Annotated in this window: 7 protein-coding genes; 3 read left to right on the forward strand and 4 right to left on the reverse strand. The window is 71.8% G+C overall.

The features are described from left to right. The 4 genes from H0487_RS12325 to H0487_RS12340 are packed head-to-tail and all read right to left on the reverse strand — an operon-like array spanning position 1 to position 3,228. Positions 1–762 carry a 2-phosphosulfolactate phosphatase gene (locus tag H0487_RS12325; RefSeq protein WP_312855924.1) on the reverse strand — a complete coding sequence of 254 codons (762 nt, stop codon included), beginning with the start codon at positions 760–762 and terminating at the stop codon, positions 1–3. Beyond that, the gene (locus H0487_RS12330) at positions 759–1,502 is read right to left on the reverse strand and encodes an amino acid ABC transporter ATP-binding protein (RefSeq protein WP_183094531.1); all 744 of its coding nucleotides are present in this window, start codon (positions 1,500–1,502) and stop codon (positions 759–761) included. Before H0487_RS12330 ends, H0487_RS12325 begins: the two co-directional genes overlap by 4 nt. Continuing rightward, the gene (locus H0487_RS12335; RefSeq protein ID WP_183094532.1) at positions 1,499–2,350 is read right to left on the reverse strand and encodes an amino acid ABC transporter permease; all 852 of its coding nucleotides are present in this window, start codon (positions 2,348–2,350) and stop codon (positions 1,499–1,501) included. The genes H0487_RS12330 and H0487_RS12335 overlap by 4 nt, the downstream gene beginning before the upstream one ends. Next, on the reverse strand, positions 2,347–3,228 hold the full coding sequence (locus tag H0487_RS12340; protein ID WP_183094533.1) for an ABC transporter substrate-binding protein: 882 nt from the start codon (positions 3,226–3,228) through the stop codon (positions 2,347–2,349). Before H0487_RS12340 ends, H0487_RS12335 begins: the two co-directional genes overlap by 4 nt. Before the next feature lie 92 nt (positions 3,229–3,320). Here H0487_RS12340 and H0487_RS12345 point away from each other — a divergent pair, with 92 nt between their 5' ends. The 3 genes from H0487_RS12345 to H0487_RS12355 form a co-directional block, all read left to right on the forward strand. Then, complete coding sequence (locus tag H0487_RS12345; RefSeq protein ID WP_183094534.1) at positions 3,321–3,851, forward strand: PadR family transcriptional regulator; 531 nt, start codon at positions 3,321–3,323, stop codon at positions 3,849–3,851. Further along, positions 3,848–5,857, forward strand: a complete 2,010-nt coding sequence (locus H0487_RS12350) for an NADPH-dependent 2,4-dienoyl-CoA reductase (RefSeq protein ID WP_183094535.1) — start codon at positions 3,848–3,850, stop codon at positions 5,855–5,857. Before H0487_RS12345 ends, H0487_RS12350 begins: the two co-directional genes overlap by 4 nt. 70 nt (positions 5,858–5,927) lie before the next feature. Beyond that, positions 5,928–6,153: helix-turn-helix domain-containing protein (locus H0487_RS12355; RefSeq protein WP_183094536.1), on the forward strand; the 226-nt coding region annotated here is incomplete at its 3' end.

Raw genomic sequence — 6,153 nt, forward strand, 5'->3', positions numbered from 1 at the left:
TCAGCCGGCCACGAAACCCCCGTCGGTGAGCAGCGGTACGACGTCGTCGGCGTCGAGGTCGGCGGCGGCCGCGACGTCGTCGGCGAAGCCGACCGCGGCCAGCTCCTGACCGCTCGCGCACTCGGCGACCGCTGAGGCCAGGTCGCCCGCGACCAGCCCGAAGGACGCGGCGGCGTGCTGGGCCTCCGGGCTCATCCGGACCCCGTCGAGGTCGAGCGCGCTCAGGACGGACCCGGCACCCCAGAGGTCCTCGAGGGCCGGCCGCAGCGACCCGTCGGGCCAGCGCTCGCCGGCCGGGACGACCGCGACGGTCGCCCCGCTGACGATCCGCTTGGCGAGCCAGCGCGCGACCGCCGTCCGGTTGCGCAGGGAGGCCCCGACGACGGTGATCCCGTCGAGCGCGGCACAGATCGTGGACCCGTTGGGCGAGGGCAGCACCAGCCGCTCGACGGGGGACGACGCGAGCAGCTGGGCGGGCGACAGGGAGGGCGGCGGGTCGTCGAGCCCGGCCGCCTCGAACCGGCCGACCGCGAGCACGGCGTCCTTGTCGGCGGCGAACGCCGCCGCCCGCTCGTCCTTCCAGGCGAAGGGGAAGACCCGGGTCCCCCGGCCGACCGCGATGCTGAGGGTCGTCGTGAACGACAGCACGTCGACGACGACCGCGACGTCGGCGCTGAACGCGACCTCGCTGCCGCCGACGGCGCCCCACTCGAGGCGGATGTCGTAGCCCTGCTGCCCGTGGGCGGCCCGCACCCCGGTCACTGCGGCAGCACCCGTCGCAGGAACTCGCGCGTGCGCTGATGCTCGGGATCGAAGAGCACCTGGTCGGGCGGGCCCGACTCGACGATGCGACCCCCGTCGAGGAAGCACACCCGGGTGGCGACCTCGCGCGCGAACGCCATCTCGTGCGTCGCGAGCACCATCGTCGTCCCGCCGTAGGCGAGCTCGCGGACGATGTCGAGGACCTCGCCGACCAGCTCCGGGTCGAGCGCCGCGGTGATCTCGTCGAGGAGGAGCAGCCGGGGCGACGTGCACAGCGCCCGGACGAGCGCGGCGCGCTGCTGCTGCCCGCCGGAGAGCCGGTCGGGGTGCTGGTCGACGTGCTCGCCGAGGCCGAACCGGACGAGCAGGTCGCGGGCGGTCGCCTCGGCCTCGGACCTCGACCGGCCGTGGACCTTGCGCGGCGCGAGCGTGCAGTTGTCGAGGACGGAGAGGTGCGGGAACAGGTTGTAGGCCTGGAACACCATGCCGATCGACCGGCGGACCTCGCGCGGGTCGACGAGCGGGTCGGAGATCTCACGACCGTCGAGCTCGATGACGCCGTCGTCGATCTGCTCCAGCAGGTCCAGGCAGCGCAGCAGGGTGGACTTCCCGGACCCCGACGACCCGATCAGGCAGACCACGTCGCCGACCCCGACGGTCAGCGAGACGTCGTCGAGCACGACCCGCTCGCCGTACGTCTTCCGGAGGCCGCGCACCTCGATCACCGGCACGGCACTCATCGCGCACCTGCCCGTTCGCGGCGGGCGATCCGGGCGGCCAGCGCGTCGCACAGCCGGGCGAGCGGCACGGTCATCGCGACGAAGAAGCAGGCGACGACGACGTACGGCGTGTAGTTGAAGTTGTAGTTGGCGTAGTCGCGCGCGGTGAAGAGGGCGTCGAAGATGGAGACCGACGCGACGAGGGCGGTGTCCTTCTGGAGCGACACGAAGTCGTTGAGCAGCGGCGGCACGACGCGCCTGACCGCCTGCGGGACGACGACGTGGCGCAGCGCCTGGCCCCGCGAGAGCGCGAGCGCCTCGGCGCTCAACCACTGCGAGGGGTGGACGGACTCGATGCCGGAGCGGAACACCTCCGCGACGTAGGCGGAGTAGGAGACGACGAGCGCGACGGTGGCCCAGAAGAACGCGCCGTCCGGGAGCCCGGCCAGCCCGAGCTCGGGCATCCCGAACGCGAACAGGAAGACGAGCAGCAGCGTCGGGATGCCGCGGACCACGTCGGTGTAGACGATCGCGAGGCCGCGCAGCGGGACCAGGAGCGGCGACCGGGAGCTGCGCGCGACGGCGATCGCGAGCCCGAGCACGAGGATGATCGGCTCGGCGATCAGGAACATCTTCACGTTGATCCAGAAGCCGTCGACGATCGCCGGCAGCGACTCCCGGGCGTGGAAGGAGTCGAAGAACGTGGCGCGCACCCGTGGCCAGCCCGGCGAGAGCAGGACGGCCGCGGCGATCCCGCCGACCACGACGAGGGTCGCGATCGATCCCTGGGCGACGCGGCGGCGCGTCAGGCGGGCGCGGACCTGTCGGCGCTCACGCTCCCGGGGGCTCGGTTCCCAGAGGGCGCTCACTGCAGCTCAGGCACGCTCACGACGTCGGAGAGCCACTCCTGCTCGATCGCGGCGAGGGTGCCGTCCTCCTCGAGCGTCTCGAGCGCGAGGTTGACGCACGGGAGGAGCTCGCTGCCCTGCTCGAAGAGCAGCCCGAACTCCTCCGTGTCACCCCCCTCGACCTGGAACTGGCCGACGAGCACGGAGTCCGGGATCTCGACCGCACTGATGTAGAACGCCGTCGGCAGGTCGGCGAGGATCGCGTCGAGCTGGCCGTTCTGGAGCTGCTGCTTCGCGACGTTGGTGTCGTCGAGGACGGCCGGGTCCTGGTCGGGCTGGATGACCTCGCGGATCGCGGTGAGCGACGTCGTACCGGTCTGGGCGCCGAGCTTGAGGCCCTTGAGGTCCTCGAGGCTGGTCGCCTCGGCGGCCGGGCTGCCCTTGAGCGCGATGACGGCCTGGGCCGCGGAGTAGTAGCCCTCGGAGAAGTCGACGACCTCGTCACGCTCGGGGGTGATCGAGATCTGGTTGATGTCGAAGTCGAAGGGCTTCTCGCCCGACTTCGCGAGGCTGTTGAAGCCGACCTTGATCCACTTCACCTGGTCGGCGGTGAAGCCGAGCTCCTCGGCGACCGCGTAGGCGACGGCGGACTCGTAGCCCTTGCCGTTGGTCGGGTCGTTGTCGTTGAACCACGGGTCGTACGCCGGGGAGTCGGTGCCGATCGTCAGCACGCCGTCCTCCTTGAGGACCAGGTCCTCGGTGGCGCACTCGTCGGCCTCGGCGACCTCGCCGGTCTTGTCCTCGGCCTCGTCCTCCGGCGCGCAGGCGGTGATCGCGGTGACGGCGAGGCCGACAGCGGCGAGGACAGCGAGGGATCGGTGGCTACGGAGCAGGCGCATGGCGCAGATCGTAGGCCCTCACGGTCGGAAGGTGGGGCGCATCACCCAGCTCACGTTTGCAACTCGTTGCATAGGTGGTGCACACTCGGGCCATGGCCCTCGAGCACGCCCTCCTCGTCGCGCTGCGTGAGCAGCCCGCGTCGGGGCTGGAGCTCGCGCAGCGCTTCGGCCGGTCGATCGGCTTCTTCTGGAGCGCGACCCACCAGCAGATCTATCGCGTCCTCGGCCGGATGGAGACCGACGGCTGGGTGCGGGTCGAGACCGTCGCCCAGCAGGGTCGGCCCGACAAGAAGGTGTACGACGTCACCGAGCTGGGCGGGACCGCCCTCGCGGACTGGCTGGCCGAGCCGAGCGCCGACACGCCCCTCCGCAGCGACCTGGCCGTCAAGCTCCGCGGCGCGTCGTTCGGCGACCGCGAGGCGGTCCTCGACGTCGTCCGGGCCCGCGTCGTCGACCACCACACCCGGCTCGGGCACTACCGGCAGCTGATGAAGCGGGACTACCCCGCACCCCACTCCCTGGCGGGCCTGGAGCTCGACCAGTACCTCGTGCTGCGCGGCGGGATCCTCATGGAGGAGACCTGGATCGCGTGGCTCACCGAATACCTGGAGGCACACTCGTGACCAGTCCCTACCCCCACCTGCTCGAGCCGATCACCCTCGGCTCGGTCCCGCTGCGCAACCGCGTGGTCATGGGCTCCATGCACACCGGCCTCGACGACCACCGCTGGGACCTCCCGAAGCTCGCGGCCTTCTACGCCGAGCGCGCCCGGGGCGGCGTCGGCATGATCATCACCGGCGGCTTCTCCCCCAACGTGCGCGGCTGGCTCAAGCCGTTCGGGTCACAGATGTCGAGCCGTCTCCAGGCAGCGCGGCACACCCAGGTGACCGACGCCGTGCATGCCGAGGGTGGCGCGATCGCGCTCCAGGTGCTGCACGCCGGCCGCTACGGCTACTCACCGCTCAACGTCTCGGCGTCGAGCCGCAAGTCGCCGATCACCCCGTTCAAGCCTCACCGCCTCTCGACCAAGGACGTCGACCGGACGGCGAGCGACTTCGCGGCCTCCGTCGCGCTGGCACAGAAGGCCGGCTACGACGCGGTCGAGATCATGGGCTCCGAGGGCTACCTCATCAACCAGTTCCTCGCGGCGCGGGTCAACGACCGCACCGACGAGTGGGGCGGTACGGCGGAGAAGCGGATGCGCTTCCCCGTCGAGATCGTGCGCCGCGCCCGCGAGCTGGTCGGCGACGACTTCCCGATCGTCTACCGGATCTCGCTCCTCGACCTGGTCGAGCACGGCCAGACCTGGGAGGAGGTCGTCGAGCTCGCGCTGCTGCTCGAGGACGCCGGGGTGACGGTGTTCAACACCGGCATCGGCTGGCACGAGGCGCGGGTGCCCACGATCATCACCCAGGTCCCCCGCGGCATCTGGGTCGACCACACCGCACGCCTCAAGGCGGCCGTGTCGGTCCCGGTCTGCGCCTCCAACCGGATCAACACCCCGGAGCTGGCCGAGGACATCATCGCGACCGGCAAGGCCGACCTGGTCTCGATGGCGCGCCCGCTGCTCGCCGACGCGGACTTCGTCAACAAGGCCGCCGCTGCGCGCGCCGACGAGATCAACACCTGCATCGCGTGCAACCAGGCCTGCCTCGACCACGTCTTCAAGAACCAGAAGGCCTCCTGCCTGGTGAACCCGCGCGCCGGCCGGGAGACGACCCTCGTGCTCGCACCGACGCGGACCAAGAAGTCGGTCGCCGTCGTGGGCGCGGGCCCCGCCGGTCTCGCGACCGCGGTGTCCGCCGCCGAGCGCGGCCTGGCCGTGACCCTCTTCGAGAGGTCCTCCGAGATCGGCGGGCAGTTCCGGCTGGCGATGGAGGTCCCCGGGAAGGAGGACTTCCGCGACACGCTGCGCTACTACCGCCGCCGACTCGAGGTGCTGGAGGTCGACGTCCGCCTGAACACCCAGGCGACGGACGCCGAGCTCGCGTCGTACGACGACGTGGTGCTGGCTTCCGGCGTGAAGCCGCGGATCCCCGCGATCCCGGGCGTCGACCACGAGCGGGTGCTGCGCTACGACCAGGTCCTCTCGGGCGAGGTCGTCCCGGGGCGCCAGGTGGCCGTCATCGGCGCGGGCGGCATCGGCGTGGACGTGTCGGTGTGGCTCACCAACGACGTGGGCGAGACCCCGGACGAGTGGCTCGCCCACTGGGGCGTCGCCGACCCGAGCCTGCACCGGGGCGGTCTCACCGAGCCCAAGCCGCGCGCCCCCCAGCGCGAGGTCACCCTCCTCCAGCGCAAGACCACCCCCATCGGGATCGGCCTCGGCAAGACCTCCGGCTGGGCGCACCGCGCGGTCCTCAAGCAGTCGGAGGTGCGCCAGATCAGCGGCGCCAGCTATGACCTGATCGAGCCGACCGCGTCCGGCGAGCGGGTCCGCCTGCACGTCACCGTCGACGGCCGGCCCGAGGTGATCGAGGTCGACCACGTCGTCCTCTGCGCGGGCCAGGAGTCGGTGCGCGACCTCGTCGCGCCCGGACGGACCGTGATCGGCGGCGCCGACATCGCCGCCGAGCTCGACGCCAAGCGCGCGATCCGCCAGGGCACCGAGGTCGCCGCCGCCCTCTAACTCCCGTCGCAGCCCACGGCGGACCAACGCTCGTATGACAGTCGTCATAGCTCGGCGTTAGGATCCGGGGGTGGCGAGCGACACCCGGACCCGGATGATCTACGGCGCCGCGCTGATGCTCGGTGCGCGGGGCGCCGCCGCGTTGAGCCTGCGTGACCTCGCCAAGGAGGCCGGCGTCCCGATCGGGTCGACGTACCACCACTTCCCCGGCGGCCGGCAACAGCTCATCGAGGAAGCCGTCCGCACCATCGGCGCCGCGGTCGACCGGCGGCTCCAGGTCGGCCGCGGTCGCGGCG

It is taken from the genome of Nocardioides stalactiti, from assembly GCF_014180715.1.
Lineage (GTDB): Bacteria > Actinomycetota > Actinomycetes > Propionibacteriales > Nocardioidaceae > Nocardioides > Nocardioides stalactiti.

Bases quoted from the DNA above. Each gene is read 5' to 3' on its own strand.
- H0487_RS12340 (WP_183094533.1), bottom strand. From the start codon at position 3,228: ATGCGCCTGCTCCGTAGCCACCGATCCCTCGCTGTCCTCGCCGCTGTC.
- H0487_RS12330 (WP_183094531.1), bottom strand. From the start codon at position 1,502: ATGAGTGCCGTGCCGGTGATCGAGGTGCGCGGCCTCCGGAAGACGTAC.
- H0487_RS12345 (WP_183094534.1), top strand. From the start codon at position 3,321: ATGGCCCTCGAGCACGCCCTCCTCGTCGCGCTGCGTGAGCAGCCCGCG.